General features: G+C 56.6%; 1 pseudogene. It reads left to right on the top strand.

Going from position 1 to position 1,154, the window contains the following annotated elements:
• Nucleotides 1–321 precede the first annotated feature (321 nt).
• Nucleotides 322–1,130: pseudogene (locus AC630_RS48590) on the top strand (amidohydrolase family protein).
• Nucleotides 1,131–1,154: the final 24 nt, after the last annotated feature.

Raw genomic sequence — 1,154 nt, 5'->3', positions numbered from 1 at the left:
GATGTCGTTGCAGATGCTCGTCGACGAAGGGTTAAGGGTGCTCGGATCACGGAGCGGTCGTTTTCCAAACAAGGAAGACCGACGGGAATAGTATCTGAACTTGCTAAGAGTTTGCGAAATCTTCGGAGATCGTGGCGCAAGCGATGTCATTTAAGGCAGGCCCGCATTTCTGGAAATACTCGATAACCGGACATGGCCCAAACGACGTTACCCCCCAAACGACGTTTCTGACCCACAGCCGACCTCGGTCATTTCGGTGATATATCCGTTTTCAATGGAAGGCTGACGTATTTTGCGTCCTTGGCAGTCTGGGTTCACGAAATGGAGAACTGGAAGTTGATCGCTTTTCAGACTACGCTGAAGGCCCTGATCGGTTCGGCCTTCCTTCCTCGCAATACTGTGGAGGAGTCATGGTGCGCACGATTGCCCTGGAAGAGCACTTCACCACCAAGGAATTGGCGGCCTACGCTGCCGGCATTTTCATCGATCGCCCAGCCCGGAGTGTGGGCGGAAGCAGTGCGACTGTTGCTCGACGTTACTGCGGGGCGGTTGTCAGCCATGGACGAGGCCGGCCTTGACGTGCAGGTCCTTTCACTGAATGCCCCTGGCATCCAGGCCGAAAAGGACGCATCGGCCGCTGTCAGCCGCGCTAAGGCCGTGAACGATCTGCTCGCCGAGACGATCGCCAAGAATCCGGAACGCTTCGCCGGGTTTGCCGCCCTTCCGCTACAGGATCCAAAAACTGCAGCAAAGAAACTGGAACGTGCTGTCAACAGCTTGGCCTGAAAGGCGCGCTCGTTAATGCTCATACCCAGGGCCGGTATCTCGACGATCCCGCCCTGCGAGTGCTCTGGGAATACGCCTCGGGTCTCGATGTGCCGCTCTACCTGCATCCCGCCACTGGCGTCGATACTCCCCACGTCTTGTCTGGACACCCTGAGCTCACTGGCCCATTGTGGAGCTGGGGCAATGACACGGCTTCGCATATCTTGCGGCTGGTGTTCAGTAAGGTCTTCGATGACTTCCCTGAAGCGAAATTGATGGTCGGACATTGTTCGTCGTCAGATGATTTGAGACTGATTAGGCGGGCTGCGAAGGGAGGCTCTGGCTCATCAGGGGTTAGAGTTTAAGCGGCCTGCAGTCGATGCTGCAAG

The organism is Bradyrhizobium sp. AS23.2 (genome assembly GCF_001908185.1).
GTDB lineage: Bacteria > Pseudomonadota > Alphaproteobacteria > Rhizobiales > Xanthobacteraceae > Bradyrhizobium.
The sequence above is the reverse complement of the archived record's forward strand: the minus strand, read 5'-3'. Positions and strand labels throughout refer to the sequence as shown.